Source organism: Photobacterium sp. GSS17 (genome assembly GCF_028621875.1).
GTDB classification, from domain to species: Bacteria; Pseudomonadota; Gammaproteobacteria; order Enterobacterales; family Vibrionaceae; genus Photobacterium; species Photobacterium ganghwense.
Map to the genome: position 1 here is coordinate 2,982,911 of NZ_CP117517.1, position 25,761 is coordinate 3,008,671.

The 25,761-nt window shown below is 51.6% G+C and carries 23 protein-coding genes and 1 other annotated feature; of the genes, 9 read left to right on the plus strand and 14 right to left on the minus strand.

Features of this window, described 5'->3' with window-relative positions:
• Window positions 1-92: 92 nt before the first annotated feature.
• The gene (clpB, locus tag PGW97_RS13425; RefSeq protein ID WP_047886902.1) at window positions 93-2,666 is read right to left on the minus strand and encodes an ATP-dependent chaperone ClpB; all 2,574 of its coding nucleotides are present in this window, start codon (window positions 2,664-2,666) and stop codon (window positions 93-95) included.
• A 358-nt stretch (window positions 2,667-3,024) separates the two neighbouring features.
• Between clpB and PGW97_RS13430 the strand changes: the two genes are divergently transcribed.
• A complete protein-coding gene (locus PGW97_RS13430) occupies window positions 3,025-3,417 on the plus strand; it encodes a hypothetical protein (RefSeq protein ID WP_273857492.1) in 393 nt (130 codons plus the stop codon).
• Window positions 3,418-3,604: 187 nt separating this feature from the next.
• Here the strand turns inward: PGW97_RS13430 and pgeF are convergent, their stop codons facing one another.
• Both pgeF and rluD read right to left on the minus strand, forming a co-directional pair.
• On the minus strand, window positions 3,605-4,348 hold the full coding sequence (pgeF, locus tag PGW97_RS13435) for a peptidoglycan editing factor PgeF (protein ID WP_273857493.1): 744 nt from the start codon (window positions 4,346-4,348) through the stop codon (window positions 3,605-3,607).
• A 1-nt stretch (window position 4,349) separates the two neighbouring features.
• On the minus strand, window positions 4,350-5,324 hold the full coding sequence (gene rluD, locus PGW97_RS13440) for a 23S rRNA pseudouridine(1911/1915/1917) synthase RluD (protein ID WP_217393550.1): 975 nt from the start codon (window positions 5,322-5,324) through the stop codon (window positions 4,350-4,352).
• 139 nt (window positions 5,325-5,463) lie between these two features.
• Here rluD and bamD point away from each other — a divergent pair, with 139 nt between their 5' ends.
• The 3 genes from bamD to pheA all read left to right on the plus strand — a co-directional run bounded on the left by bamD (window position 5,464) and on the right by pheA (window position 8,375).
• Window positions 5,464-6,189 (plus strand): outer membrane protein assembly factor BamD, encoded by a 726-nt coding sequence (bamD, locus tag PGW97_RS13445; RefSeq protein ID WP_207103481.1) that lies wholly within the window; start codon window positions 5,464-5,466, stop codon window positions 6,187-6,189.
• Between the two features lie 395 nt (window positions 6,190-6,584).
• Window positions 6,585-6,929 carry a ribosome hibernation-promoting factor, HPF/YfiA family gene (gene hpf / locus PGW97_RS13450; RefSeq protein ID WP_047886897.1) on the plus strand — a complete coding sequence of 115 codons (345 nt, stop codon included), beginning with the start codon at window positions 6,585-6,587 and terminating at the stop codon, window positions 6,927-6,929.
• A gap of 121 nt (window positions 6,930-7,050) precedes the next feature.
• Window positions 7,051-7,172, plus strand: a sequence feature (Phe leader region).
• 27 nt (window positions 7,173-7,199) lie between these two features.
• Window positions 7,200-8,375: a prephenate dehydratase gene (gene pheA / locus PGW97_RS13455; RefSeq protein WP_273857494.1), complete on the plus strand. Its 1,176-nt coding sequence runs from the start codon at window positions 7,200-7,202 to the stop codon at window positions 8,373-8,375.
• Between the two features lie 94 nt (window positions 8,376-8,469).
• On the opposite strand, the gene tyrA is transcribed toward pheA, so the two are convergent.
• A complete protein-coding gene (gene tyrA / locus PGW97_RS13460; protein ID WP_047886895.1) occupies window positions 8,470-9,597 on the minus strand; it encodes a bifunctional chorismate mutase/prephenate dehydrogenase in 1,128 nt (375 codons plus the stop codon).
• Window positions 9,598-9,622: 25 nt separating this feature from the next.
• On the minus strand, window positions 9,623-10,696 hold the full coding sequence (locus tag PGW97_RS13465; protein WP_047886894.1) for a 3-deoxy-7-phosphoheptulonate synthase: 1,074 nt from the start codon (window positions 10,694-10,696) through the stop codon (window positions 9,623-9,625).
• 216 nt (window positions 10,697-10,912) lie between these two features.
• Here PGW97_RS13465 and PGW97_RS13470 point away from each other — a divergent pair, with 216 nt between their 5' ends.
• Both PGW97_RS13470 and btsR read left to right on the plus strand, forming a co-directional pair.
• Entirely contained in the window at window positions 10,913-12,619 is a 1,707-nt protein-coding gene (locus tag PGW97_RS13470) for a sensor histidine kinase (protein WP_047886893.1), read from the plus strand.
• Window positions 12,616-13,329: a two-component system response regulator BtsR gene (btsR, locus tag PGW97_RS13475; protein WP_217393548.1), complete on the plus strand. Its 714-nt coding sequence runs from the start codon at window positions 12,616-12,618 to the stop codon at window positions 13,327-13,329. The genes PGW97_RS13470 and btsR overlap by 4 nt, the downstream gene beginning before the upstream one ends.
• A 14-nt stretch (window positions 13,330-13,343) precedes the next feature.
• Here btsR and PGW97_RS13480 read toward each other — a convergent pair whose 3' ends face one another.
• Window positions 13,344-13,823 (minus strand): DUF2799 domain-containing protein, encoded by a 480-nt coding sequence (locus tag PGW97_RS13480; protein ID WP_273857495.1) that lies wholly within the window; start codon window positions 13,821-13,823, stop codon window positions 13,344-13,346.
• A 342-nt stretch (window positions 13,824-14,165) separates the two neighbouring features.
• Between PGW97_RS13480 and PGW97_RS13485 the strand changes: the two genes are divergently transcribed.
• Window positions 14,166-15,653: a carbon starvation CstA family protein gene (locus PGW97_RS13485; RefSeq protein ID WP_047886891.1), complete on the plus strand. Its 1,488-nt coding sequence runs from the start codon at window positions 14,166-14,168 to the stop codon at window positions 15,651-15,653.
• 844 nt (window positions 15,654-16,497) lie between these two features.
• On the opposite strand, the gene rplS is transcribed toward PGW97_RS13485, so the two are convergent.
• The 5 genes from rplS to ffh all read right to left on the minus strand — a co-directional run bounded on the left by rplS (window position 16,498) and on the right by ffh (window position 20,011).
• Window positions 16,498-16,848, minus strand: coding sequence for a 50S ribosomal protein L19 (gene rplS, locus PGW97_RS13490; protein ID WP_047886890.1), 351 nt, complete (start codon window positions 16,846-16,848; stop codon window positions 16,498-16,500).
• 36 nt (window positions 16,849-16,884) lie between these two features.
• On the minus strand, window positions 16,885-17,631 hold the full coding sequence (gene trmD, locus PGW97_RS13495; protein WP_047886889.1) for a tRNA (guanosine(37)-N1)-methyltransferase TrmD: 747 nt from the start codon (window positions 17,629-17,631) through the stop codon (window positions 16,885-16,887).
• Between the two features lie 21 nt (window positions 17,632-17,652).
• Window positions 17,653-18,180, minus strand: coding sequence for a ribosome maturation factor RimM (gene rimM, locus PGW97_RS13500; protein WP_047886888.1), 528 nt, complete (start codon window positions 18,178-18,180; stop codon window positions 17,653-17,655).
• A gap of 26 nt (window positions 18,181-18,206) precedes the next feature.
• Window positions 18,207-18,455 carry a 30S ribosomal protein S16 gene (gene rpsP, locus PGW97_RS13505; protein WP_047886887.1) on the minus strand — a complete coding sequence of 83 codons (249 nt, stop codon included), beginning with the start codon at window positions 18,453-18,455 and terminating at the stop codon, window positions 18,207-18,209.
• Window positions 18,456-18,646: 191 nt separating this feature from the next.
• On the minus strand, window positions 18,647-20,011 hold the full coding sequence (ffh, locus tag PGW97_RS13510; protein ID WP_217393285.1) for a signal recognition particle protein: 1,365 nt from the start codon (window positions 20,009-20,011) through the stop codon (window positions 18,647-18,649).
• 221 nt (window positions 20,012-20,232) lie between these two features.
• Between ffh and PGW97_RS13515 the strand changes: the two genes are divergently transcribed.
• Both PGW97_RS13515 and PGW97_RS13520 read left to right on the plus strand, forming a co-directional pair.
• Window positions 20,233-21,030 carry a cytochrome C assembly family protein gene (locus tag PGW97_RS13515; protein ID WP_047886885.1) on the plus strand — a complete coding sequence of 266 codons (798 nt, stop codon included), beginning with the start codon at window positions 20,233-20,235 and terminating at the stop codon, window positions 21,028-21,030.
• Between the two features lie 78 nt (window positions 21,031-21,108).
• A complete protein-coding gene (locus PGW97_RS13520; protein WP_047886884.1) occupies window positions 21,109-22,386 on the plus strand; it encodes an HlyC/CorC family transporter in 1,278 nt (425 codons plus the stop codon).
• Between the two features lie 277 nt (window positions 22,387-22,663).
• Here the strand turns inward: PGW97_RS13520 and luxS are convergent, their stop codons facing one another.
• The 3 genes from luxS to gshA all read right to left on the minus strand — a co-directional run bounded on the left by luxS (window position 22,664) and on the right by gshA (window position 25,633).
• Entirely contained in the window at window positions 22,664-23,182 is a 519-nt protein-coding gene (gene luxS, locus PGW97_RS13525; RefSeq protein WP_217393284.1) for an S-ribosylhomocysteine lyase, read from the minus strand.
• A 135-nt stretch (window positions 23,183-23,317) separates the two neighbouring features.
• Window positions 23,318-23,902 (minus strand): transglycosylase SLT domain-containing protein, encoded by a 585-nt coding sequence (locus tag PGW97_RS13530; protein WP_107193939.1) that lies wholly within the window; start codon window positions 23,900-23,902, stop codon window positions 23,318-23,320.
• Window positions 23,903-24,067: 165 nt separating this feature from the next.
• Window positions 24,068-25,633 carry a glutamate--cysteine ligase gene (gshA, locus tag PGW97_RS13535; protein ID WP_273857496.1) on the minus strand — a complete coding sequence of 522 codons (1,566 nt, stop codon included), beginning with the start codon at window positions 25,631-25,633 and terminating at the stop codon, window positions 24,068-24,070.
• Window positions 25,634-25,761 lie beyond the last annotated feature (128 nt).

A 25,761-nucleotide genomic window follows, 5' to 3' on the forward strand; every position in this document is an offset into this window, starting at 1 on the left:
CTTGAAAAGAGCGGCGTGATGTTGCCATTACCTGTTAGTGTATATAGCTAGCGTTAGACACTGACGGCGAAGGTTGTCGCATTCCCGCAACCTTATTGGTGCGCCGAAATCTTGCCGTCTACCGCTTCCAGGATGATCGGTTTACCCGGTACAAACTTCCCAGAGAGGATATCCTGCGCCAGAGGGTTCTCCACATACTGCTGGATAGCCCGTTTCAGCGGACGCGCCCCATAGACAGGATCAAACCCAGCTTCGGCAATCAGCTCTAGCGCGCTGTCTTTCATATCTAACTGGTAGTCACGCTCTTCCAGACGTTTCACCAAACGAGTAACCTGAATCGAAGCAATGTTCTTAATGTGCTCCTCACCCAAAGGATGGAAGACCACTGTCTCGTCCACCCGGTTGATGAACTCCGGACGGAAGTGATGAGTGACAACTTCCATTACCGTTTGCTTCATACCTTCGTAATCCAGTTCACCAAAGTGCTCCTGAATACGATCGGATCCGAGGTTCGAGGTCATAATAACGACGGTGTTACGGAAATCGACCGTTCTGCCCTGCCCATCCGTCAAACGGCCATCATCCAGTACCTGCAGCAGAATATTGAAGACATCCGGGTGGGCTTTTTCCACCTCATCCAACAAGATCACTGAATAAGGTTTACGGCGAACCGCTTCGGTCAGGTAACCCCCTTCTTCATAACCGACATAACCAGGAGGCGCACCCACCAGTCTAGCCACAGAGTGTTTCTCCATGAACTCTGACATATCGATACGTACCATGGCATCGTCACTGTCGAACATGAAATGCGCCAGCGCTTTGCACAACTCGGTCTTACCAACCCCGGTCGGCCCGAGGAAGAGGAAAGACCCAATCGGACGATGAGGATCAGACAAACCGGCACGACTACGACGAATCGCATTGGATACTGCATCCACCGCTTCATTCTGACCAATCACTCGTTTATGCAATGCTTCTTCCATACGAAGCAGCTTATCACGCTCACCTTCCAGCATTTTTGCCACCGGAATACCGGTCTGACGCGACAGCACTTCTGCAATTTCAGCATCAGTGACTTTGTTCTTCAGCAGTGTCATTTCCTGCATTTCAGCCTGCGCTGCAAGATCCAGCTGTTTTTCTAATTCAGGGATCTTGCCGTATTGCAGTTCCGACATCCGGTTAAGGTCACCAGCCCGGCGGGCAATTTCCATGTCGGTACGTGCCTGCTCCAATTCCGCTTTAATATGCTGCGTACCGGACAGTGCCGCTTTTTCTGCATTCCAGACTTCTTCCAGCTCAGCATATTCACGCTCTTTGCTGTCGAGTTCTTCAAGCAGATCACTCAGGCGCTTTTTACTGGCTTCATCACTTTCTTTAGCAATGGCTTGCTGCTCAATCTTGAGCTGAATAATTCGGCGCTCCAGGCGATCCAGCGATTCCGGCTTGGAATCGATCTGCATCCGGATACTGGATGCCGCTTCATCAATCAAGTCAATTGCTTTGTCGGGCAGCTGGCGATCGGACACGTAGCGGTGTGACAAACTGGCAGCCGCCACAATGGCCGGGTCAGTAATTTCGACATGGTGGTGCAGCTCGTAACGCTCTTTCAGACCACGCAGAATTGCCACGGTATCTTCCACGCTCGGCTCATCCACCAGCACTTTCTGGAAACGACGCTCCAGAGCGGCATCTTTTTCAATGTACTGACGGTATTCGTCCAGGGTTGTCGCACCGACACAGTGCAGCTCACCCCGAGCCAGCGCCGGTTTAAGCATGTTACCGGCGTCCATGGCACCTTCACCTTTACCGGCACCCACCATGGTGTGCAGCTCATCAATAAACAGAATGACGCTGCCTTCTTCCTGCGCCAGTTCATTGAGTACCGCTTTCAACCGCTCTTCAAATTCACCACGGTATTTTGCCCCGGCAATCAGTGCGCCCATATCCAGTGACAGAACACGTTTGTTGCGCAGTCCTTCCGGTACTTCACCATTGATAATTCGCTGCGCCAGCCCCTCAACAATGGCCGTTTTCCCCACCCCGGGCTCACCAATCAACACCGGGTTATTTTTAGTACGACGCTGCAGTACCTGAATAGTACGGCGAATTTCATCGTCACGACCGATAACCGGGTCCAGCTTGCCCTGCTCGGCACGCTCCGTCAGGTTAATGGTGTATTTTTCCAGTGCCTGGCGGTTCTCTTCGGCATTTTGATCATCCACATTCTGGCCGCCGCGCACTTTCTCAATCGCTTTTTCAATTTTGTCAGCCGTCATGCCCATATCTTTGAGCAATTTCCCGAGCGGCCCCTTGTCGTCCACCGCCGCCAGAATAAACAGCTCAGACGAGATAAATTTGTCTTTTCGTTTCTGCGCCAGCTTATCGCACATGTTCAGCAGCACGCCAAGGCCATGTGAAAGCTGGACGTCTCCGCCGATACCACTGACTTTCGGCAAACGATCTAATTGTTCAGCCAGTCCTGAACGCAACTGGGCCACATCCACATTCAATAATGTCAGGAGCGGCCGGATTGTGCTGCCATCCTGATTCAGCAGCGCCGTCATTAAATGAACCGGCTCGATATACTGATGGTCTCGTCCTAATGCTAGCGATTGCGCATCAGAGATAGCCATCTGGAATTTGCTAGTAAAACGGTCAAGACGCATAAGTCCTCCTAATCATCTCTCAGGTTCAGATATGGTGGTTAATCGAGAAATTTTCAACCAATGACAGTCACTGAACTCTGCTTTTTGCCACCGGTAGCGGTGGCCCGCCCATTGGTACCCCCAGCCTGGTTTAATGCACTAGCCCACTGTCATCGCCGCTTTTTGCCTTGATGAGCACGGTGCATTAGCCCTTTAAACAGTGTGATTTTAGTCGGTTTTTCCTGTCGCATTTTTCTGCGGGCTCACGTATTCAGGCGAAACGATTCACAGGACGTGTCCGTTGTAATCGGCCTGTACAGCTGTTGAATGGACAATATGGGGCACCACACATCCTTTTCAGCAAGTTCAGCAGGCACACATGAAGATCAATTGGAGAGGCGCTATCACAGCCTGGTTTATGGTAAGCACGTCATTGATGGTCAGTCACTCAGCATTTGCCGCCGGTTGTCCGTCGAAAGATTTCACGACCCAGGCCACCCTGATTTTTGTTGACCATATGACAGCAGAACATCCCGCGGGAACACAGTTGAAACACCGGGTCAGCCAATTAAAGGCAATCATGTCCCATCCGGCCTTTGAAGAAACCAGCACGATCAAAGCAACATTGTCCCGCTACCGGGCAGACGCGGAGGAGGAAAGAGAAAACCTGGTAATTACCCTGCAAGCCCGTTTTTCGGGCGGCTACGATGCCGTGACTTTGCTATTTCAGGAAAAGGAACATGACTCTCTCGACATCACGCAATGCCTTTAAGCCTTGCTGACGCTCAATATTGATTAAGCAAATTGCAGATGCTATGCAACGGAAATGAAACAGAGCCCGACGGGATTAGCCGTCGGGCTCTGTGTAGAAAAGGAAAAATGGCCAGGTTCGGATGCTGTAATGCTTATCCGCTCCGAGCCAGTTCAACCTGCTTTCAGGCGCATCGGGAGCGAAGCTATCAGGATTCGATCCAGATTAGCGTCGCCTGACGTCCGGTGATGCCGTCGCGCCGGTACGAGTAAAAACGAGCCGGGTCGCTAAATGTGCACAAATCGCCACCGAAGACGTGTTCTACCCCCACTTGCGCCAGACGCTGGCGGGCCAGAAGGTATAAATCAGCCAGCCACTTGTCGCCATAAGGCTGAAACGCTTCGGAGGCATCAGCGTGCTGCGCCATAAACTGCTCGCGCACTTCGCCGCCGACTTCAAACGCCGACGCGCCAATGGCTGGGCCCATCCAAACCAGTATCTCCCGGCCTTTAACATGAAACTGAGCCACAGCCTCTTCCAGAATGCCATCAGCCAACCCACGCCAGCCGGCATGGACTGCGGCGACCTGACGTCCGGCACGGTCACACAACAGGACCGGCAGGCAGTCAGCTGTCATGACAGTACAGGCAATACCCGGCTGCTCGGTCATGCTGCCATCGGCATCCGGCGATGAGGCCTGTGCCGGAGACAACTCCGCTTGCGGCAGGGAAATCACGCGCGTGCTGTGAATCTGGTTCAGCCAGACCGGAGCCACATCCAGCCCCAGCTGCTGTTGCAACCAGTCCCGATTGTGCTCAACATGCTCTGATTTATCCCCGACATGCGCACCCAGATTGAGGCCAAGATAAGGCCCCTCACTGATCCCGCCACTACGGGTGGTGGAAACGGCTTTGATATTGGCCGGTGCCGGCCAGTCAGGGACAATCCACATGTCAGTAATCTTCCTCTTGGTGCGCTTCTTTATCTTTGCGCAGAATATCAATCATCGCGATCATATCAATTGGCATCGGCGCACGCCATTCCATAAGCTCACCGGTAATCGGGTGCTCCAGACGCAGCATACGCGCATGCAGCGCCTGACGATCGAACGCACGAAGTGCCATGACCAATTCATCTGACGCATTGCGTGGTGGACGCGGACGGCCACCATAGATAATGTCACCCACCAGCGGGTGATTCAGGTAGGCCATGTGCACACGAATCTGGTGCGTACGACCGGTCTCCAGACGCAGCACAATACGGGTATGCTCGCGGAAGTGCTCAGCCACACGAAAACGGGTGATCGCCGGCTTACCCAGTTCATTGACTGCCATGCAAGTACGCTTAGTCGGATGACGACCAATTGGTTTTTCAACCGTGCCGCCGCCCGTCATCTTACCAATTGCAATAGCTTCATATTCACGGGTGATCTTGCGCTTTTGCAGTGCACGAACCAGACGGGTTTGCGCCTGAATTGTCTTCGCCACCACCATCAGACCGGTCGTGTCTTTATCCAGACGGTGAACAATACCGGCCCGAGGAACCTCAGTCAGCGTCGGACAATGGTGTAGCAAGGCGTTCAGTACCGTCCCGTCCGGCGTACCGGCACCCGGGTGAACCACGAAATCGCGCGGCTTATTGATCACCAGAATGTATTCGTCTTCATAGACAATGTTCAGCGGGATGTCCTGCGCAACCCAGCGCACTTCATCTTCAATCTCCGCTTTTACCAGCAGCTCCTCACCGCCCATCATTTTGGTACGTGGCTTGGTGATCACCTCTCCGTCGACCGATACCATACCATTAAGAATCCACTCTTTAATCCGTGAGCGGGAGTAATCTGGGAATAACTCAGCGATAACCTGGTCCAGACGAAGACCTAATTGGCTATCATTTACTGTATTTGTTAACTCTATCTGCTGTGCCATAGCGAACTTTTTTAAAAAGCGTGGGACTAAACGTCAAACGCTGCGTACAATAACCGATTAGTGTCATTGTATCTGTTAACGGCTCTGACCGTAATGGATCTATCGAAATAAAATTTTAAGCAAGGAAACTAACGCCGCAATGAAACGCCTGACTCTTACGACTCTTCTTGCCGTTGCCCTGCTTTCAGGCTGTTCAAGCACGGAAGAGGTGGTCCCGGACATTCCACCGGCAGAACTGTATGCCTCCGCTCAGAAAGCGCTACAAAACGGCAGCTGGACCACCGCCATTGAGCGGCTGGAGACACTGGATTCCCGTTACCCATTTGGGGCGTATTCCGAGCAAGTACAACTGGATTTGATCTACGCGTACTATAAAAACGATGACCTGGCACTGGGTGAAGCCACTATTGACCGCTTCAATCGCCTCAATCCTGCGCATGAAAAATCAGACTGGGTGCTGTATATGCGTGGCTTGACCAGCATGGCTCAGGATCGCAGCTTTATGCACGATCTTTTCAACATCGATCGTTTCGATCGTGATCCTGAACCGGCCCGCAAAGCATTCCGTGATTTTAAACGTCTGCTGGAACGTTACCCGAACAGCCGCTATGCCAATGATGCGAAAGCTCGCATGGTGTTCCTGAAAAACCGCCTGGCGGATTACGAACTGGCTGTCGCCGACTTTTATCTGCGTCGAGAAGCCTGGGTGGCAGCGGTTAATCGCTCACAGCTGATCCAGCGTGAATATGCTGATACCCAAGCCGCGCGTAAATCGATCGCTATCATGGAAAGCGCTTATAAAGAGCTGGGATTAGCGGCACCTCTTGAACACACTCAGAAGCTGAAAACGCTCAACCCGATTTAAAGACAAGCATTAAAAAAAACAGCAGCCTTAAGGCTGCTGTTTTTTTATGTATTCTGTTGTTGTTTTGGCTCAGATGACCACTTGGTGATATTCAACCTTTTGTTAACGCTGCATAAAACAAGTGGTGAAAATTCACACTAGCCCGAAATATAAACCGAACTTGTCCCCTGAACAGCACTGGCCGCCAGTCAACACTATTCCTCCATACTGCCCTACCCATGTCAGGCTCGACAAGCACTTTCTGTGACTTTTTTTGCAACAAATAAAACCTGATCACAGAATCATTTCCATTCTTTTCTTAACAACACAAACGTGATCTGTATCACATTAATAGTTACTGGTTTTAGTAATCTGAAGTCAACCCAACGAAGGGTAGCAAAAGAAGGAAAGCTAATATGACAGTAGATATCACAGGCAAAAACCTTGAAATCACCCCTGCTATCCGTGAGCGCATTGAGTACAAATTCAAGAAGTTGGAGAAGTATCAGGTACCTTTTATCAGCAAACACGCAGTCATCAGCACCGAGCCAAACCGGCAGTTCAAAGTAGAAGCCTCTGCTGCCATTCCAGGAGGTCAACTCGTCGCCTCAGCAGAGCATGAAGACATGTACGGTGCCATTGCAGAAGTGTACCAGAAACTGGAAAGACAACTGAATAAACAAGCGCACAAGCCAACTTCTCGCCGTGCAAGTCACTGCGATAAGCCTGAGCTGGAAGAACTCGAAGAAGAAACTGAATAATACCAGAGGATTTTTAGTCAAAGCCCCGCCCAGGCGGGGCTTTGACTTTCTGCTTGACAAGCCAACACCACCTGCATAATGTGGAACCATATCAGACACAAAATATTCAATATATTCCTATGACCGTCACTCAGCTGTTTTTCTTTCGTTTCTTTTTTACCTCACTTTAGTGGAGGCAATTCGTTACGCGAAAAAACAGCAAATGACGAACAGAAAGCCTCCTTCACCGGGGGCTTTTTTGTATGGGTTGCAGACAGACAGGGAGCGACAATGACCGAGCCACAATATTCACTGGACGACATTCGACAAAATGTCACCCGTATCGACAACGAGCTTCTCAAACTTCTGGCTGAACGCCGCCAGCTCAGCCTTGAAGTGGCTAAAAGCAAAATTCAGACAGCGAAACCAGTCCGGGATCAGGAACGCGAGCAGGATTTGCTACTGCGTTTGATTGAGGTGGGTAAGTCCCACCAGCTGGATGCCCAGTACGTCACCCAGATTTTCCATACCATCATTGAAGACTCTGTACTGTTTCAACAAGCCTACCTGCAAAAACTGGCGAATCCTGACAGCCTGCAACCTGTCGCGCGGGTTTCCTTCCTAGGAGCGAAAGGGTCCTACTCCAATCTGGCCAGCCGCAGCTATTTCAGTAAGAAGCAAACCAAGCTGGTAGAAATGAGTTGTTCGACCTTCCGTGATGTCATCAGCCTGGTCGAAACCGGGCAGGCCGATTACGGCGTGCTACCTATTGAAAACACCAGCTCCGGCTCAATCAATGAAGTGTACGACTTACTGCAGCACACCAGCCTGTCGATTGTAGGGGAAATCACCCTGCCGATTGAGCACTGTCTACTGACAGCAGTGGATACCCGCCTGGAAGACATTGACACCCTGTACTCACACCCTCAACCGCATCAGCAATGCAGTGAGTACCTGCACACTATGGGCAACATTACCCAGGAGTACTGCTCCAGCACCGCGGAAGCCATGATGAAAGTGGCCGAACTGAAACTGCCGAACGTGGCCGCCATTGGCAATGCCTCCAGTGGCGAGCTGTACGGGCTGACACCACTGAAAAGCGGCATTGCCAACCAGCAAGAGAACTTCACTCGCTTTATCGTGGTTGCCCGCAAGCCCGTGGATGTTACTTCACTCATTCCGGCCAAAACCACGCTGATCATGTCCACTGCGCAACAAGCCGGTTCTTTGGTGGAATGTCTGCTGGTATTGCGTAACCTCAATATCAACATGACCAAGCTGGAATCCCGTCCGGTCATCGGCAACCCATGGGAAGAGATGTTCTATGTGGATGTCGAAGTGAACCTCAAATCGGAGGTGATGCAGCAGGCACTGGAAGAGCTGACCCGCCTGACCCGTTTCATCAAAGTGCTGGGCTGTTACCCGATCGAAAACGTCAAGCCAACTGAAGTTGAGATTGAAGGCTAAGCTGCCAACATCAGGAAGCAGAATGCGAAAACACAAAGCCCACGCATAGCGTGGGCTTTGTTTATCTAACCGTACAGCTCTTTGAGCGATACCATTATTTCCGGTGAGTAGAATCGTTCGCCTGTCTAAGTAATCCCTGGCTCTCGGTTAAAAAATGCTGGGCATAATCTCCAAACCAGCTTTCTACCTGGGCAAACGCCTGCGTAAAGGCCGCCTTATCCTGCCCCTCTAGAATCTCAATCGCTTCCCCAAAACGCTGATGGAAACGCTTGATCATCGCCAGGTTCTGCGGCGAGGACATGATAATGTCAGCGTACAGCTGGGCATCCTGCGCAAACAAACGGCCCACCATTGCCAGTTCCAGCCGGTAAATCGGCGAGCTGAGCGCCAGCAGCTGTTCCAGCTTGGGGTCTTCTTCCGCCAGATGGACACCATACACAAACGACGTAAAGTGGCGCAGCGCCTGAATCAGGGTCATGCCTTCATCATGCTCAATTGCACTGATCCGGTTCAGGCTGGCGCCCCAGATCTGCATCTGCTCCAGTAGCCACTGGTAGCTTTCCGGATGACGACCATCGCAGTAAGCAACCACTTGCTTAGCAAGGCTAGCAATATCAGGGCCGAACATCGGGTGAAGCCCCACCACCGGCCCCTTATGCACTTCCAGCATCGCCTGCAGCGGCCCGCTTTTCACTGACGTCAGATCCGCCAGAATGCAGTCCTCCGGCAGGTTATCCAGCTTGGCAATAATTTGTTCCGTCAGATTAATCGGCACCGACACCACAACCATACCGGCATCCGCCAACATTTCATCGGCACGCTCCCAATCCTGACTGCCCAGTTTACGCACCTGGTAGCCCGACAGCTCGAACAGACGGCAGAACAGCCCGCCCAGCTGACCGTATCCACCGACAACGACAATCGGGCGCAACTCAGGATTCAGGCATTTGAAACCCGAATCATTTTCGCTGGCATATGATTCACGCATGGTGCGGCGCAAGATATCTTCAATCAGATCGGGCGGTACCCCTTTACTTTCCGCTTCCTGGCGGCGGGAAGCCAGCATCGCGGCTTCCCGATCTGGCGCATAAATTGGCAGACCATGCAGACTTTTCACATGGCCCACTTCTTCGACCAGTGACAGACGGCGAGCCAGCAGCTCGACCATCTGGCGGTCAACGTCATCAATTTGATCTCGTAATTTACTCAGTTCAGCAACCATCTATGGCTCTCTGTAATCTCGGACATTATCGGACATTGCGTTGCTGCAAAAACGGCGTCAGCTCCTGATGGGCGTGACGAAGCAGTTCCTCCGTGCTGTCCCAGCTGATACATGCATCGGTGATCGATACGCCGTAAGCCATCTCATTGCGCGGCAGTTCCGCACTCTGATTCCCTTCATTCAGGTGGCTTTCCAGCATCAGACCGATAATCGATGAGTTCCCCTCCCGAATTTGATGGATCACATCTTCAGCCACCAGCGGCTGACGGCGGTAATCCTTACGGGAGTTAGCGTGGCTACAGTCTACCATCAGAGACGGTGAAAGACCTGACGCTTTCATCTCGTTTTCACACTCGTTGACCGATACTGAGTCATAGTTGGTTTGCTTACCGCCACGCAAAATAACGTGGCCATCCGGGTTGCCCTGAGTATTGAGCAACGCGACCTGACCATCCGGATTAATCCCCATGAAACGGTGGCCGGATGCGGCAGCTTGCATCGCGTTAATGGCAGTGGCAAGGCTGCCGTCTGTGCCGTTTTTAAACCCGACCGGCATCGACAGGCCACTGGCCATTTCGCGGTGAGTTTGTGATTCAGTGGTTCGCGCGCCGATTGCAGCCCAGCTGAACAAATCGCCGATGTACTGCGGGCTGATTGGATCCAGCGCCTCAGTCGCCAGCGGGATCCCCATTTCAACCAGATCAATCAGTAACTGACGGGCAATGTGCAAACCTTCTTCTACCTCAAAGGAGCCGTCAAGATGAGGGTCATTGATCAGGCCTTTCCAGCCGACAGTCGTCCGCGGCTTTTCAAAATACACCCGCATCACGATGTACAGCTGATCACTTAACTCATCAGATAAACGCTTGAGCTGCACCGCATATTCTTTGGCGGCTTCAATATCATGAATGGAACATGGGCCGCACACTACCAGCAGTCGGTGATCACGTTTGTGAATGATGTCAGCAATGGTTTGTCGTGACTGACGAACAAACTCCAGTCCGGACTGACTCACGGGTAACTTTTCGCGCAACTCCCGAGGGGTGATCAATACTGATTCATTTTCAATATGGACATTGTTCAACTGATCTTTTTGCATAAGGGCTTCCCTGTAAATTTTTTAATACGATTTAGTTTGAGGTAGAACAGGAGCTGCCCTGTTACAACCCGACAATAACAGGGTTCCATTGTGAATTTCAACACCACGTAAAGAAAAAACACCACTTGTAAATTTAAATTTACACCGTGTATTTTTTGGTACTCAGATCAAAACCCAGTTACCATAATGGCAATACCGACTTGCCGTATTACCGCGATGGAACTGATTTTCTCCCTGTTACAACAACTCAGTGTTTACCTGGTGTTGGCTTACCTTCTTAGTAAGACACCGCTGTTCATGCCGCTTACCTCTATATCTGGCCGGCTGTCACAGCGCTTTACCTGTTATATTTTGTTCTCCCTCTTCTGTATTTTAGGCACTTACTTTGGTCTTCACATAAATGATGCCATTGCCAATACCCGCGCCATCGGTGCCGTGATGGGTGGCTTGATGGGCGGCCCGGTGGTCGGGCTGGCGGTGGGGCTGACCGGTGGGCTGCACCGTTACTCGCTTGGCGGCTTTACCGATCTGGCCTGTGCGATCTCCACCACGGCAGAAGGACTGATTGGCGGCCTGATGCACAGCTACTTTGTCCGTCGGGGACAGGCGGATCAGATTTTCCGGCCGATCGTGGTGTTTAGCATTACTCTGGTCGCCGAAGTGATCCAGATGCTGATCATCCTGGCCGTCGCCGAACCTTACGATAAAGCCCTGCAACTGGTGAGTGCGATCGCGCTGCCGATGGTCATTGCCAACTCGGTGGGCGCGGCGTTCTTTATGAGCATTATTCAGGATCGAAAAACCATTTATGAAAAGTATTCAGCCGCCTTTTCAAGCCGGGCCCTGAAAATTGCCCAGCGTTCGGTGGGAATCCTGAGCCAGGGGTTCGATGAGGAAAGCACCCGGAAGATTGCTGAAATCGTTTATGAAGAAACCGGCGTCGGAGCCGTTGCCATTACTGACCGGGATAAAATTCTGGCGTTCATCGGTATCGGGGATGATCACCACCTGCCTGGCACCCCGATCTCATCCGGCTATACCCGCCGGGCAATTGATAACTGCGAGCTGGTTTATGCCGACGGGTACGACATCCCCTACAGCTGCTCCCTGCATGATAAGTGTAAGCTGGGCTCGGCCCTAGTGATCCCGCTGGTTGGCGGGAATCAGGAAGTCCTGGGCACCATCAAATTGTACGAACCCAAGCGCAAGCTGTTTTCGACCGTGAACCTGACACTAGGGGAAGGGATCGCCAAGCTGCTGTCCAACCAGATTCTGACCGGTCGTTTCAACCAGCAGCAAAACCTGCTGACTCAAGCGGAGTTAAGGTTGCTGCAGGCTCAGGTGAACCCGCACTTTTTGTTTAACGCCCTCAATACCATCAACTCAGTGGTGCGCAGGGACCCAGACAAAGCCCGCCAACTGATTCAGCATCTGTCGCAGTTTTTCCGCCGCAACCTGAAGCAAAATATCGAAACCGTGACACTTAAGGAAGAGCTGGAACACGTCCATTCCTACCTGGAAATCGAGCTGGCGCGCTTTTCCGATCGGCTCAGTGTCGATGTCGATGTCGAACCTGAGCTGTTGAAATTACAGGTTCCAACCTTCACCCTGCAACCACTGGTGGAAAATGCGATCAAGCACGGCACCTCGTCCCTGCTCGAAAATGGTAAAATCACCATCAAAGGCCGGGTTGCCCATCGTCAGGTCATTCTGGAAGTGGAAGACAATGCCGGCAATTATGCGCCGATCGGCGAGGAAACCGGTCTCGGGATGAAAATTGTCGATAAACGACTGAAAAATATGTTCGGCAGTCAGTACGGCCTGACCATGACCTCTGAGCCACAACAATGGACCAGGGCAACCATCAGAATGCCCTTTGAGACTCAGAAATACAGTAAAAATAACGGAGAACACGCCGCATGATAAAGGCGCTCGTGATTGATGATGAACGCTACGCCCGTGAAGAATTAGTCGACCTGCTGGAAGAAACGGGTCAGGTTGAAGTCATCGGCGAATGCAGCAATGCCATTGAAGGCCTGAAGAAAATCAACAGTCTGAAACCGGATGTGATTTTCCTGGATATCCAGATGCCACAGATTACCGGCATCGAGCTGCTCAGCATGCTGGATCCTGAAACCATGCCCAAAGTGGTGTTCGTAACAGCCTATGATGAATACGCCCTGAAGGCATTTGAGGACAATGCGTTTGACTACCTGCTCAAACCTGTGGAAACCGTGCGCCTGAACAAAACCATCAAACGCCTGAGCCGCGAGTGCCAACCTGCCGACTATTCACCGCTGGTCAACGAAATGCTGGAGCTGATCCCCTGCAGTGGCCACAACAGGATTCTGCTGCTCAGCCCGGCGGAAATTGAAACGGCATTTTCTGACCTGAGCGGAGTACACGTGGTAACCAAAGACACCAAAGCCACCACCCAACTCACCCTCAAGACCCTGGAGGAAAAGACACCGCTGATTCGCTGTCATCGCCAGTACCTGATCCACCCACAGGCCATACGGGAAATCAAGCTGCTGGAAAACGGCCTGGCCGAAATCACCACGCTGAATCACTACCAGGTGCCAGTCAGTCGCCGGTATCTGAAAGAGCTCAAGGACCGCTTTGGGCTAAGCTAAGCCAGTCGGCCCGGTCAGAAATCGCCCGGGCCATCCACATGCATGCGCCTGTTGAATCCCTGCTGCCAGAAGCTCTGGTACAAACCGCCTTCAGCCTGGCGAAATGCGCAGATTCCCCAATCCGTTTTCCCTTCCAGTCCCAGTTGCTCCACCCGATCCAGATTGCAATACTTTTCGATCCCGACCTGATACCCTTCCTGGTACAGCGAATAATCAGGTTGTAAGTCTTTACTCACATTACTGACCTGCGCTTCCAGCGTTGGCGGAGAAATTGCCTTTTCTCCCCATTTGCCGTCATTAAATCCAAGCTGATACCAGTTTTCTGCCCGAATCAACTCATCCTCTGTGACCACCGCTGCGCACCCTGCTGCCACTCCTATTAGCCAAGTCAGCAGTCCGGCAACAATGACGCGGTGTCTGACTGGCATCACTGCCTGCTGACCGCCACACCCCAGCGTACTTCCCTTAGCGCCCAGCCTTATTTTGTTGTTCATCCTTCACCTCTGCCTGATTGCCATGACCTACAATACGAAAAGCCAGACACTAATAGGCCAACACGGATCACACCGCCTCCGTGCCGGGGTCACAGTTTGATTATTTTCCCGGCCCACCATTCAGGCCGGTCTATGACCACTCAGGGGAAGGAAAAACCACTTAATCCGATTATTGACCACTCACCACGCCATACAACCACTGACCTGAATAGAAGGTGAATCTGGTCAGCGAAAGGTTAAGATGGCACCCATTGATAAAAGTTTTGCGACGATTGCTGAGGGTGTTAAAGCAAGGAACGCAAAGCAACCCTACTCACTCCAATAGAAATAGAGAGACAAGTTATGGTCTGGTTTCTGACGTGCGTTGCAGCACTGATTGGTGGCTACTTCATCTACGGTGCTTTCATTGAAAAAATTTTTGGCATCAATGAAAAACGTCAAACCCCTGCGTTTACCAAGCAGGACGGTGTTGACTACGTGCCAATGTCGAACAAAAAAGTATATCTGGTTCAGCTGCTGAACATTGCCGGTGTTGGCCCAATCTTCGGTCCAATCATGGGTGCGCTGTATGGTCCTGCGGCCATGCTGTGGATTGTTCTCGGCTGTATCTTTGCCGGCGCGGTGCACGATTACTTCTCTGGCATGCTGTCAGTGCGTAACGGCGGTGCATCCGTACCAACCATTACCGGTCGCTACCTGGGCAACGGCGCAAAACATTTCATGAACATTTTTGCAATTGTCCTGCTGCTGCTGGTTGGTGTGGTATTCGTTTCTGCCCCGGCGGGTATGATCACTAACCTGGTTAACGAGCAAACCAACATTGGTCTGTCGATGACAACCATGGTAGTGATTATCTTCGCTTACTACATCATCGCGACCATTGTTCCGGTTGATAAAATCATCGGTCGTTTCTACCCGCTGTTTGGTGCCCTGCTGATTTTCATGTCTGTTGGCCTGATCACGGCGATTGCTTTCTCAAGCGAGCACACGCTGCTGGGCGACTACGAAGTTAGCCAAATGCTGACTAACATGAACCCGAAAGACATGCCTCTGTGGCCTGCCCTGTTCATCACCATCGCCTGTGGTGCCATTTCCGGCTTCCACGCCACTCAGTCTCCGCTGATGGCACGTTGTATGGAAAACGAGAAGAACGGCCGCTTCGTGTTCTACGGCGCAATGATTGGGGAAGGTGTGATTGCCCTGATCTGGTGTGCGGTTGCCCTATCTTTCTTCGGCTCTGTGGAAGGTCTGTCTGACGCTGTTGCTAACGGTGGCCCAGGTAACGTGGTTTACAGCTCATCTGTCGGTCTACTGGGTGTGTTCGGTGGTATCATCGCCTTCCTGGGTGTGGTTATCCTGCCTATCACGTCAGGCGATACAGCGTTCCGCTCAAGTCGTCTGATTCTGGCTGAATACTTCAACATGGAGCAGAAATCACTGCGTAACCGCCTGCTGATGGCTGTACCACTGTTCGTTATCGGCGGCATCCTGACTCAGGTAGACTTCGGTGTGATTTGGCGCTACTTCGGCTTTGCCAACCAGACAACTGCGGTAATGATGCTGTGGACTGCGTCGGCTTACCTGCTGCGCCACAACAAACTGCACTGGATCACCACGATTCCTGCGATGTTCATGACCACAGTATGTATTACTTTCATCCTGAACAACGCACAGCTGGGCTTTGGCCTGCCAATGATGGTATCAACCATTGCCGGTATCGTGACAACCCTGGCTATTACTGGCTACGTCATTAAAATCTCGAAAGGCAAAGGAGATACCGAGCTGGCCGACGAAGATGGCGACGTCAACGCGAACGCTGAAACAGCTTAATCGCAGCGCCTTGTATAACGAAACCAGCCTCCGGGCTGGTTTCTTTTTGTTTATCACCAGCCATACTCCAGCCCAGTTTCCCATCATTTACCACCATTCATTATTGTTTTCCCCTTTCAATCTCTCCCCGGCTTAGCCAAATCCTCTGGCTGATAAAGCCAAGAGCGATATACTCATTGCTGTATATCGTACTTATCTTGTACCTTCTACTCTGAGTCTTAAAGCGGGCAGTGCTTTACCTTTTCAAACGATCGAACAGCATGTTCAACGACTGACGCTGCTTCATAACCCTGTATCTTTAAAACGGTGCCATGCGGCTTTGTCATAAGAGCTTTGTCATAAAATCTATGTCATAAGAGCTATGTCATAAGAGCTAGGCCATGAGGGGATGTCATAAAGGCCATATCCTTTATGGCAATGTCAGGGTGATAACCTCTCCGGGGCTCATGTCACGTAACCTTGCCCCCTGATTTGCCGCAGGCTGACCCAAGGCGATTATACAGTCGCCTGAACTAATGCATGCTAATACACAATTGTCAGCGCTCTTCCGACGCTTGCGGCGAAGACAGACAAACCGAAAATAAACATCACAAAGCAATAAATCGATAGGCCAAGGCCAGCAACAGAAATGGGTAAACATTGGGAGGAACGAAGGCTGATGCGCTTTCAACACACACTCCGTCTCTAAGTTGTCGTGTTCAAGCCACAGACTGTCAACACGAGTGGTTTCGCTTTCGCCTGCTTGAGCATAACGGCTTTCCGTAACACTCTGGACGGTTTAACAGGCATAAAAAAAGCCCACCTTGCGGTGGGCTTTTTCATAAACGTCTTACGCCAGGCGTAATTATTTAGAAAGCTTCTCTTTGATACGAGCCGCTTTACCAGAACGCTCACGCAGGTAGTACAGTTTGGCACGACGTACTGCACCGCGACGTTTAACAGTAATGCTGTCAACGATTGGAGAGTGAGTTTGGAACGCACGCTCTACGCCTTCACCGTTAGAGATCTTACGAACAGTGAATGCAGAATGTAGACCACGGTTACGCTTAGCAATAACAACGCCTTCAAAAGCCTGAAGACGTGAGCGGTCACCTTCTTTAACCTTAACCTGAACAACAACAGTGTCACCTGGTGCGAACGTTGGCAGGTCTTGTTTCATTTGCTCTTGCTCAAGAGCTTTGATGATATTACTCATTGGTAAATACCCTAGAATAAACTGATACTAAATAAATTAATTGCTTGCTTTATGTTCACGGATAAACTCCGCCAGCAAGAATTCCTGATCGTCAGTCAGAGCTAGGTTTTCCAGGAGCTCTGGTCTTCTTAACCAAGTGCGGCCCAGCGATTGTTTCAACCGCCAGCGGCTAATGTCCTTGTGGTTGCCAGACAGCAAGACCTTAGGGACCTCCTGCCCGTCCAAAACCTCTGGACGCGTATAATGCGGACAATCAAGCAGACCATTGGCAAAAGAATCTTCTTCTGCCGAAGCAAAGTCACCCAGTACGCCCGGAACAAACCGAACGACCGCATCAACCAGCGTCATGGCCGGCAATTCACCGCCCGTCAGCACAAAATCCCCGATAGACCATTCTTCGTCTACCTCTTGTTGGATAATGCGCTCATCGACCCCTTCATAGCGACCACAGATGAGAATCAGGTTCTCGTTCTGTGCCAGCTCCTCAACACCCGCTTGATCAAGCTTACGGCCCTGAGGCGAGAGATAAATGACTTTAGCCTGACCTTCAACAGACGCTTTGGCAGCATGAATGGCATCGCGCAAAGGCTGTACCATCATCAACATGCCCGGTCCGCCACCGTATGGTCGATCATCAACCGTACGATGTTTGTCGTGCGTAAAATCACGAGGATTCCACGTTTCTACCGACAAAAGGCCTTTTTTTACCGCCTGGCCTGTCACCCCAAAATTGGTAATGGCGTTAAACATGTCAGGAAACAGGCTTATAATGCCTACCTTCATTTGTCTACCTATTACCGGGGATTAAAATCCAGGATCCCAGTCAACTTCGATCCGCTGAGCAGAGCGATCAATCGACTTGATAACCTGCTCATCGAGGAACGGGATTAAACGTTCCTTCTGGCCAAAAGCATCCTTAAGATTAGCTTTTACCACCAGCACGTCGTTAGAGCCTGTTTCCAGAATGTCAGTGACTTTACCCAGGTCGTAACCTTCAGTTGTCACCACCGTCATTCCGTACAGTTCGCGCCAGTAGAATTCGTCATCTGACAGGGCTGGTAGTTGTTCAGCCATGACAGCGACTTCCGCGTTTGTGTATTTCTGAGCGTCCTCGCGGACGTTCAAGCCTTCCAACTTCGCGACTAACCCTTGCCCGTGGCGTTTCCATGATTCAACATGGAACGCTTTCCACTCGCCTTTGACTTTAATTAGCCAAGGCTGATAGGCAAAAATACTTTCAGCGTCCTCGGTATAAGAAAAAACTTTGAGCCAGCCCTTGATACCGTATGACGAACCGAGTTTGCCAACGACGACATGGTCTTGATTACTCATAGCTTCTCTATTACCTGACATGCCAATTAAGCCGCTTTAGCAGCGTCTTTGATTAGCTTAGCTGCACGGTCAGACACAGTTGCGCCTTGACCTACCCAGTGATTAACACGGTCTAGGTCCAGACGTAGACGCTCTTCCTGACCCTTAGCTAGCGGGTTGAAGAAACCAACTTTTTCGATGTTACGACCGTCGCGTGAAGCGCGAGCATCAGCAACAACGATGTGATAAAATGGACGCTTTTTCGCGCCGTGACGTGCCAAACGAATGGTTACCATATCGTCCTCTTTGCATTACTGTAAATTAAATTGGCCCCGCCAAAATAACGGGGCCCGTGCCAAATTAAGCTCGGGAATTTTACTCTTAAAACTGACGAATGCAACCGCTTTAGCTAATTTTTCACCAGTAATAAGCCTTTCCCGCCACTTAGCCCGCCGGAGAGCCCCCGGCGAGACAGAAGAAACCGCGATTAACGGCCGAACATACCGCCGCCAGGCATCATGCCTTTCATGTTGCGCATCATGTTCTTCATGCCGCCTTTCTGCATTTTCTTCATCATTTTCTGCATTTGGGTGAACTGCTTAAGCAGACGGTTTACATCCTGTACCTGAGTACCGGAACCCATAGCAATACGCTTTTTGCGCGAACCTTTGATGATTTCCGGACGCTCGCGTTCTGCCGCCGTCATGGAATTAATAATAGCTTCCATCTGCACGAAGATTTTATCGTCGACCTGATTCTTCACGTCGTCCGACAGCTGTGACATGCCCGGCAGTTTGTCCAGCATGCCCATCATACCGCCCATATTTTTCATCTGTTGCAGCTGGCCGCGGAAGTCTTCCAGGTCAAAGCCTTTCTTATCTTTAAACTTCTGCGCCAGTTTTTCCGCTTTCTCTTTGTCGACGTTGCGCTCAAGATCTTCGATCAGCGACAGGACGTCACCCATGCCGAGAATACGGGATGCCACACGGTCCGGGTGGAACGGTTCCAGCGCATCAGTTTTTTCACCAACACCCAGGAATTTAATTGGCTTACCAGTAATATGACGAACAGACAGTGCCGCACCACCTCGGGCATCACCATCTACTTTGGTCAGGATCACACCGGTCAGCGGCAGCGCTTCATCGAAAGCTTTCGCGGTATTCGCCGCATCCTGACCGGTCATGGCATCGACCACAAACAGGGTTTCGACCGGATCAATCGCTTTATGGACGTCTTTAATTTCGTCCATCATCTCACTGTCGACGTGCAGGCGACCTGCGGTATCGACAATCAGTACGTCGTAGAATTTACGCTGCGCATGGGCCAGCGCATCCTTAGCAATGTTAACCGGCTTCTGATCCGCTGTTGACGGGAAGAAATCCACGCCCAGATCGCTGGCCAGGGTTTCCAGCTGCTTGATCGCCGCAGGGCGGTAAACGTCCGCCGACACCACCAGCACTTTTTTCTTCTTGCGCTCTTTCAGCAGCTTACTCAGTTTACCGACACTGGTCGTTTTACCGGCACCCTGCAGACCAGCCATCAGAATAACAGCTGGCGGCTGGCTGGCCAGGTTCAGGTCTTCATTCGACTCGCCCATAACGGCTTCAAGTTCAGCCTGAACGATCTTAATGAACTCCTGCCCCGGAGTCAGACTTTTAGAAACTTCAGTGCCAACAGCGCGCTCTTTAACACGCTTGACGAATTCACGAACGACGGGAAGCGCAACATCCGCCTCAAGTAACGCCATACGTACTTCACGCAGCGTATCCTTGATGTTGTCGTCCGTCAGGCGGCCACGACCGCTGACATTCTTAAGCGTTCTTGATAAACGCTCCGTTAAATTTTCGAACATGTGCTACTCGCTCGTTACGCAACTAATCGATAAAAACTGTCAGATTTGGCTAGTATACCGCAATCCTTAGTCTGCTTTCATGCCCTCACCATGACTTTCACTGTGACCTGACCTGACAAAACCGTTGTCAGCAGTCACTGAAACCCGGGTTTGGCATAGCAGCGAGCCTAGTTGCAGGGTATAATTGCCTGTTCTTACCATCTTAATTTGTTAAGTTTGCTATGGATATGTTGATCGCATTGATGGCTGCTTGCCTGTATTTTCTCGCTCTGGGACTGGTTATTCCCGGGCTGACCAACAGTAATGGCATCAAAACCAAGCCGGTATTTTTTGCCGCGCTGGCTGCCATTGTGCTGCATATCCTGTTACTGAAGGACTTAATCCTTGGCGGTACCGGGCAAAACCTGAGTATTCTCAACGTCGCATCACTTATCAGCTTGCTGATTGCGGCGATAACCACAGGTGCGATGCTGCGGATGCGGGTCTGGTTCCTGTTGCCCGTAGTTTACAGCTTTGCCGCCATAAACTTATCTGCGGCAACCTTGCTGTCTGGTGCATTTATTACGCACCTTGAGGCACACCCTCAGGTATTGCTGCATATATCGCTGGCTCTATTTTCCTATTCGACGTTGATGATCGCCACGCTCTATGCCATTCAGCTAGCCTGGCTGGATCACAAACTAAAGCATAAGAAAAGCCTGCTGATAAACCCTAACATTCCTCCATTAATGATGGTGGAACGTCAGCTTTTCAAGATAATTCTGGTCGGAAACTCTCTGTTAACCCTAACTCTGATCACCGGTTTCATCTTTATTGATGATATGCTGGCTCAGGGAAAAACCCATAAGGCCGTGCTTTCTTTCATGGCCTGGTGTGTGTACAGCGTCCTGCTGTGGGGACACTATCAGAAGGGCTGGCGAGGTCGTCGGGTCATCTGGTTCAGCCTGGTCGGCGCTTTCCTGCTGACACTGGCTTACTTTGGCAGTCGCTTTGTCAAAGAAATCATTATTGGTGCGTAATTAGGTTGCCTATTTCATTGACACCCAGCCACTCTGGGTACAAAGTTCAAGTAACCGGAACATGAAGGAAAGAGCTTTTTGGACGATATATCTACGGGGATTTTATTCTCCCTCCTGATATTACTTCTCGTCATTTCGGGATATTTCTCCGGTTCAGAAACCGGCATGATGGCCCTCAACCGATATAAGTTGAGACACCTCGCCAACCAGGGACACCGGGGGGCAAAACGGGTCGAAAAATTACTTTCGCGCCCCGATCGCCTGATCGGCCTGATTCTTATCGGCAACAACCTGGTCAATATTCTCGCTTCTGCTATCGCAACTATCCTCGGGATGCGCCTCTATGGTGATATGGGGGTCGCAATCGCCACCGGTGCCCTGACCCTGGTAGTTCTGGTATTTTCCGAGGTTACGCCGAAAACCTTGGCTGCCCTGTACCCTGAAAGGGTGTCCTACACCAGCAGCGTCCTGCTGCAAATCCTGATGAAGCTGCTCTACCCGCTGGTCTGGTTTGTCAACGGCATTACCAACGGATTCCTGCTATTGCTCGGCCTGAAAGTCGATAACGTACACGACGGCAAACTGAGTTCCGACGAACTCCGTACCGTTGTGAACGAGGCGGGTGGGCTGATCCCTCGACGCCACCAGGACATGCTGCTGTCGATTCTGGATTTGGAAAACGTCACCGTTGAGGATCTGATGGTACCGCGCAACGAGATTGCCGGTATCAACGTCAACGACGACTGGAAGTCGATTGTCCGCCAGCTCAGCCACTCAGCGCACGGTCGGATCGTGTTGTACCGCGACAACATTGATGAAGTCGTCGGAATGCTGCGGGTGCGGGAAGCATACCGCCTGATGATGGACAAAAATGACTTCAGTAAAGAAAACCTGCTGCGCGCGGCCGACGAAGTGTACTTTATCCCGGAGGGGACACCACTCAATGTCCAGCTGCTCAAGTTCCAGCGCAACAAGCAGCGTATTGGCCTGATTGTCGATGAATACGGTGATATTCAGGGTCTCATCACGCTGGAAGATATTCTGGAAGAGATCGTCGGTGAGTTCACCACTTCGATCAGCCCGACGCTGGCAGAAGAGATCACCCCGCAGAACGACGGCAGCCTGCTGATTGAAGGCAGCGCCAACATCCGCGATCTGAACAAGAGCCTGAACTGGGTCTTGCCGACTGACGGCCCTCGCACGCTGAACGGCCTGATTCTAGAGCATCTGGAAGACATTCCGGAAAACCGGGTCAGCATTCGGGTAGCCGGATATAAGATGGAAATCATGGAGATCTCAGACAACATGATTAAGCTGGTTCGGGTTCTGCCCAGCCGGCTGAAAAAGACCGGCTGATCGGCATGATTCAGACGAGCGGTTGTGCTGAACATGCCTATTCCGCTGTCGCCGAGTCCACTGTCACCAAAGCGACATGCGCCACAACAATCGCGGCACCCGGTGCGCAACTGTCACCAACCTTAAGCCTCGACTAACAGTTACAAACGGGACTGGCCATCGCCAATGACCGGCCCTAAACGAAAAAGCCGACACTGCAATCAAAGCAATGTCGGCTTTTTTAATGTCGGCGGATTGTACAGGCAGCCAACCTTAACGGCTGCAGCATTCGCTGGGATTATTTCACACTCAGATCTTTCAGCATCGACTCCGGCAACGCCAGCTCATCGTTTTTATTCACCGCAATGCCCTGCTCAAGAATATGCTTGGCAATTGCCTGCGCTTCTTCCAAGGAGTGCATACTGTATGTCCCGCACTGGTACTCATTGAGTTCCGGAATTTTATCCTGCGATTCGACCTTGAGTACATCAGCCATGGCGTCTTGCCAACTTTGTGCGACCTGCGCTTCAGTTGGCGTGCCAATCAGGCTCATGTAAAAACCGGTCCGGCACCCCATCGGTGATATGTCGATGATCTCCACCTGATCGGAATTGAGGTGGTTGCGCATAAAGCCGGCAAACAAGTGCTCTAGGGTATGAATACCACGCTCGCTGAGGATTTCGGCATTCGGGCGGCAGAAACGCAGGTCGAACACCGTAATGGTATCGCCTTTTGGCGTCTGCATAGTTTTCGCGACCCGCACCGCCGGTGCATGCATACGGGTATGATCTACGGTAAAGCTATCTAACAGTGGCATGTTTCCTTACTCCTTGGTCAGACTCCCGACAGACAGAAGGTAATCCCTCCACTCACAGTCGGAAGCACATACGTACATAAACCTTATATAGCCCCTGCTTATCCTGCAACCAGCTTGGTGAGCAAGGGGCCACAGCTAGAACGGCCACCAGCTGCGGTTATCTTCCAGCTCCTGCCGGCACTGCTTCAGTTGCCAGCCATAATTTTTGGCTTGCTGATCAACCTTGCGCGACACTTTCAGCAGCGTCGGTTTCGCTTTATAGGTACCGCGACGATAGCCTCCCCGGCCGTCGTGATACGCCAGATACTGGCGATAGGCATCCCATTTCGAGATTCCGAGCTGACGCTGAGTTTCATGGGTGTACCACCCGACAAACATCAGTGAGTCTGCAAAATCGCTGCGCGAGCCGCCGTTCCCGGTTGCCTTTTTATAGTCATCCCAGGCCGGATCCTGCGCCTGGGCATAACCATAGGCACTGCTTACCCTGCCCCAGGGAATAAACCCCAGCACATAGTCTTTGGGCGGGCGGGCATCGTGACGAAAGCTGCTTTCCTGTTTGACGATGGCCATGGCCACCTGAATCGGTGTCCCCCATTCCTTTTCCATATCCACCGCCGCTTCGTACCAGCTAGGGTGTTCACGAAAAATATTGCACAGGTTAGTTTGATCTTTGGGAGGGGGGGTCGCACAACCGGCGAGCAAAGCACCTGCGGCTAACATCCCGAGCAGACGGGAAAGACGTCGCTTTTTTCCGGAAGCCATGGAACTCTTCACCATCCTTATGGTCTTAAAGAATGACTGGCAGCGATTATGCGCTGCCATCATCCCTGCGAAATGACTTATGGGGCAGCATGGTAGCTGCCCTTTTTTTATTTCTCTTTTACGTTACCGGATATCCGCAAAATAGCTATCCAGGAATGCATCAAAGCTCATCGTGTCAGCGGCTTCGATTGCCTGCTGGCGAGCCACCGATTCACGGGCTTCCTGCTCAAATTCCTGCTCCTGATAGAACAGGTAGTCCTGCGTTTGCAATGCCGAGGTGTGCTGCTCGGCCAGTGCCCGCCCGGTTTTGCCGATCCCCTGCTGTTCACGGATCTGGTTAAGTAGCTGCGCTGACAAGGTCAATGACGGATCGTCAATCCAGGTTTGTAGCTTGCTCAACGTATCCCGGTAATCACTGGTGCCAGAGGCGTTATCCATCGCGTCAGCGACCTGAGCCAGCTCAGCAAACACTCGGTTACCCCACTGCTGCACTGTCAGGCGTTCACCGTCACAGCCAATCTTAAGCAGCAGCTCCGGGTTACGGCCATCCAGTACCACGCGGTTCCAGTTGTCGCGCCAGCAAGCCAGTTCTGATTCATCCATCGGTGCCGAGTCGCTGAGCACAGCCCAGGTCAGGAAGAGATCCAGGAACCGGATTTGCTCCGCCGTCACCCCTACCGGGCTGAACGGGTTCACATCCAGCGAGCGTACTTCAATATATTCCACGCCACCACGCTCCAGCGCTTCCGACGGTTTTTCACCGCTGCGGGTCACACGCTTGGCACGGATCGGTGCATACAGCTCGTTTTCAATCTGCAGGACATTGGCATTCAGCTGACGATATTCGCCGTCTACTTTCACCCCAATTGCGGCAAACTCTTCAGACGGCGTACGGATAGCACGACGTACGCCATCCAGGTATTCCGACAGGCTGTTAAAGCCGATTTTCAGCGAGCTTTGGGCATGGTTGGTGTAGCCCAGATCACTCAGGCGCAATGCCGTGGCATTCGGCAGGAAATAGGTTCCGCAACCGACTTGCTCAAAGTTCAGCGGTGACGCCGATTTATCCAGGAACGATCCGCACAGTGCCGGAGAGGCACCAAACAGATAAGGGATCAGCCAGCCGAAACGGTAGTAATTTCGGATCAGACCAAAATAGGCGTCCGACACAGCGGCCTGACGGGCTTCTTCGGACTGCTCACCAAACAACTGGTCCCAGAATGCATTTGGGAAAGAGAAGTTGAAGTGAACGCCGGAAATCACCTGCATCACGCTGCCGTAACGGTGCTTCAGACCTTCACGGTACAGGGTTTTCATACGGCCGGTGTTTGAACTGCCGTACTGCGCCAGGTTGATTTCATCTTCCGAGCCAACGAAACACGGCATCGACATCGGCCACAGGCTTTCATCACCCAGTTTGGTGTAAGTAAACCGATGGATATCACTCAGTTGCGCCAGCAATTGCTCGACATCATGCGATACCGGGGTAATAAACTCCAGCAGCGGCTCAGCAAAGTCAGTGGTCACCCACTTATTGGTCAGCGCCGAACCCAACCCGGCAGGGTGCGGCTTGGCCGACAACTGCCCCTGAGGCGTAATACGCAGCGCTTCACGTTCTAGGCCACGTCCCATTTGGGTCAGGGCATCGGGATTCGCAGCAATTTGCTGCAACCTTTGTGAAAAATCCATCAAGGTGCTTCTCAATTTGTAACAACTTAGTCCGGTAGGGTAAACATAATTGTTTGCGATTACCACGATTATTGCACTGAAAAAAACGCAGATTACAGGATCACGCGCCGCCGTCAGTGACAAAAAAG

Bases quoted from the DNA above. Each gene is read 5' to 3' on its own strand.
- rimM (WP_047886888.1), bottom strand. From the start codon at position 18,180: ATGAGTAATCAAGACCATGTCGTCGTTGGCAAACTCGGTTCGTCATAC.
- PGW97_RS13485 (WP_047886891.1), top strand. From the start codon at position 14,166: ATGGTCTGGTTTCTGACGTGCGTTGCAGCACTGATTGGTGGCTACTTC.
- btsR (WP_217393548.1), top strand. From the start codon at position 12,616: ATGATAAAGGCGCTCGTGATTGATGATGAACGCTACGCCCGTGAAGAA.
- pgeF (WP_273857493.1), bottom strand. From the start codon at position 4,348: ATGTGGATTGTCCCTGACTGGCCGGCACCGGCCAATATCAAAGCCGTT.
- PGW97_RS13465 (WP_047886894.1), bottom strand. From the start codon at position 10,696: ATGCAAAAAGATCAGTTGAACAATGTCCATATTGAAAATGAATCAGTA.
- pheA (WP_273857494.1), top strand. From the start codon at position 7,200: ATGACCGAGCCACAATATTCACTGGACGACATTCGACAAAATGTCACC.
- bamD (WP_207103481.1), top strand. From the start codon at position 5,464: ATGAAACGCCTGACTCTTACGACTCTTCTTGCCGTTGCCCTGCTTTCA.
- PGW97_RS13480 (WP_273857495.1), bottom strand. From the start codon at position 13,823: ATGAACAACAAAATAAGGCTGGGCGCTAAGGGAAGTACGCTGGGGTGT.
- PGW97_RS13515 (WP_047886885.1), top strand. From the start codon at position 20,233: ATGGATATGTTGATCGCATTGATGGCTGCTTGCCTGTATTTTCTCGCT.
- rpsP (WP_047886887.1), bottom strand. From the start codon at position 18,455: ATGGTAACCATTCGTTTGGCACGTCACGGCGCGAAAAAGCGTCCATTT.
- rplS (WP_047886890.1), bottom strand. From the start codon at position 16,848: ATGAGTAATATCATCAAAGCTCTTGAGCAAGAGCAAATGAAACAAGAC.
- PGW97_RS13470 (WP_047886893.1), top strand. From the start codon at position 10,913: ATGGAACTGATTTTCTCCCTGTTACAACAACTCAGTGTTTACCTGGTG.
- ffh (WP_217393285.1), bottom strand. From the start codon at position 20,011: ATGTTCGAAAATTTAACGGAGCGTTTATCAAGAACGCTTAAGAATGTC.
- luxS (WP_217393284.1), bottom strand. From the start codon at position 23,182: ATGCCACTGTTAGATAGCTTTACCGTAGATCATACCCGTATGCATGCA.
- rluD (WP_217393550.1), bottom strand. From the start codon at position 5,324: ATGGCACAGCAGATAGAGTTAACAAATACAGTAAATGATAGCCAATTA.
- tyrA (WP_047886895.1), bottom strand. From the start codon at position 9,597: ATGGTTGCTGAACTGAGTAAATTACGAGATCAAATTGATGACGTTGAC.
- PGW97_RS13430 (WP_273857492.1), top strand. From the start codon at position 3,025: ATGAAGATCAATTGGAGAGGCGCTATCACAGCCTGGTTTATGGTAAGC.
- gshA (WP_273857496.1), bottom strand. From the start codon at position 25,633: ATGGATTTTTCACAAAGGTTGCAGCAAATTGCTGCGAATCCCGATGCC.
- clpB (WP_047886902.1), bottom strand. From the start codon at position 2,666: ATGCGTCTTGACCGTTTTACTAGCAAATTCCAGATGGCTATCTCTGAT.
- trmD (WP_047886889.1), bottom strand. From the start codon at position 17,631: ATGAAGGTAGGCATTATAAGCCTGTTTCCTGACATGTTTAACGCCATT.
- PGW97_RS13530 (WP_107193939.1), bottom strand. From the start codon at position 23,902: ATGTTAGCCGCAGGTGCTTTGCTCGCCGGTTGTGCGACCCCCCCTCCC.
- hpf (WP_047886897.1), top strand. From the start codon at position 6,585: ATGACAGTAGATATCACAGGCAAAAACCTTGAAATCACCCCTGCTATC.